This window comes from Caballeronia sp. ATUFL_M2_KS44, assembly GCF_023630965.1.
In the GTDB taxonomy this organism is placed as follows: Bacteria; Pseudomonadota; Gammaproteobacteria; order Burkholderiales; family Burkholderiaceae; genus Caballeronia; species Caballeronia concitans.
In genome coordinates, this window is the sequence record NZ_JALQEA010000085.1 from 1 (window position 1) to 1,608 (window position 1,608).

Genomic DNA, 1,608 nt, shown 5'->3' on the forward strand with positions numbered 1-1,608 from the left:
GCGCCGAGTTCGAAGCGCTGTTTCAGCGCACCTACGCGCAACGAGTAATGCGTGGGATCGACTTCCGCCGATGAATAGATAGGGCCGCCGCAGTTCTCGCAAAATGCGTGTATCCGTCGCGCGCCGCTCGGCGCCACTTTGATATACCGTTTGGGAACACCCCGGAGCAATCGAAAGGTATGTGCCGGCGCGGGAATGTTTGCCCGAAATGCCGATCCCGACTGCATCTGACAGTCAGCGCAATGGCAGACGACAACGGTTCCAAGTTGCACCTCGGCTTCGTACTGGATCGCACCACAGTGACAGCGTCCCTCGACCTTCATGGGCACCTCCCGGAATGTCGCGATCACTCAGGATACCGGAACCGGATAGCCGCATTTCTCCGCGCGTTATGATTGCTTGGCCACGCTCGCCAGTTGCGCCTCGAGTGCGTTGCGCGCACGTGATGCTGCCTCGGCGCTGACACGGTCGGCCAGCACCTCCGTGAGATCGCGCAGGTCCTGCGCGCTGAGACCGACGTTCATCCCGATACGCATATGCGCCTGCACTTGAGACTCCAGACCTGGCAACGCAGACAGCATCCCGATCGTTGCTAGTTCGCGGCTTTGCCAGTCGAGATTGTCGCGCTCGAAGATATCGCCAAAAAGATGCGTCTTCAGGTAGGTGTCTATAGCAGGAGCAAACTCGAATAGCGGTCCTTTGACCGGTCCGCCCGAAAGGCGTGTCTGGTTCGCGGTCCCGGCCTCGAGCAGAGCATCCCCGGTTGGCGCCACGTGGCTGGGCAAGCTGCCGCCGGCATCCTGAATGCCGCGAGCCTTGCGAGTTTCCAACACCTTCATCAGTTCGCCAAGCGCGTTGAGGCTGCGGGGAAAGCCTGCATATGCGTAGAGCTGAACGAGAATCTCCTTGGCGTCGTTCACGGTCAAACCCGCGTCCAAGCCTTCGTTCAGTGCCTCGCTCAGGTCTCCAATGCGCCCAGCGCTGGCGAATGCTGCAATAGGGATGATTGCCCGCTGCCGTTCGTTAAGGGTTGATGCGTCGCCGGGGGCGATCGTAGAGGATACGTTCATATTGCTGGTCTCGGTCGTTGAAGGGTGCGCCGATGCGGCGCCGATACACATCGCTAGCGCGAGCACAGCCATCTGGCATCGCACCGGTCCCCGCTTACCGTCGGCCGTATTCTTCATCGGTGACTTTCTCCATCCAGTCTACATTCTTGCCGTCGAGCGTCCCGGTCACAGCAAGATGCGTCATCGCTGTGTTCGGCGCGGCGCCATGCCAGTGCTTGACACCCGGTGGGCACCAGACAACATCGCCGGGGTGGAGGATCTGGACAGGCTTGCCCCATTCCTGTGTCAGACCCGTGCCGGACAACACAACGAGGCGCTGCCCTGCTGGATGGGTGTGCCATGCCGATCGTGCTCCCGGTTCAAAGCTCACGTTCGCACCTGATGCGGTGATTTCCTCACTGGAAGGCCAGACGGGCTCGACGCGCACGCGTCCGGTGAAATACTCGGCGGAGCCTTCGCTGACGGCCTGGGTTCCTGCGCGCGAAATCTGTTGCACGTCAATGGGCGTACCAGCTGCGGCGGGCGTAGCCTCTGTGAT

3 protein-coding genes are annotated in these 1,608 nt (G+C 61.1%); all 3 read right to left on the reverse strand.

Annotation, left to right across the window (positions count from 1 at the left end; translation table 11 throughout):
• Window positions 1-323 (reverse strand): GFA family protein (locus tag NCR39_RS29485; protein ID WP_250456320.1); only part of this gene is annotated, 323 nt, incomplete at its 3' end.
• Between the two features lie 66 nt (window positions 324-389).
• On the reverse strand, window positions 390-1,187 hold the full coding sequence (locus NCR39_RS29490) for a carboxymuconolactone decarboxylase family protein (RefSeq protein ID WP_502800295.1): 798 nt from the start codon (window positions 1,185-1,187) through the stop codon (window positions 390-392).
• Window positions 1,165-1,608, reverse strand: coding sequence for a (R)-mandelonitrile lyase (locus NCR39_RS29495; protein ID WP_250456321.1), 444 nt, complete (start codon window positions 1,606-1,608; stop codon window positions 1,165-1,167). Before NCR39_RS29495 ends, NCR39_RS29490 begins: the two co-directional genes overlap by 23 nt.

Bases quoted from the DNA above. Each gene is read 5' to 3' on its own strand.
- NCR39_RS29490 (WP_502800295.1), bottom strand. From the start codon at position 1,187: ATGAAGAATACGGCCGACGGTAAGCGGGGACCGGTGCGATGCCAGATG.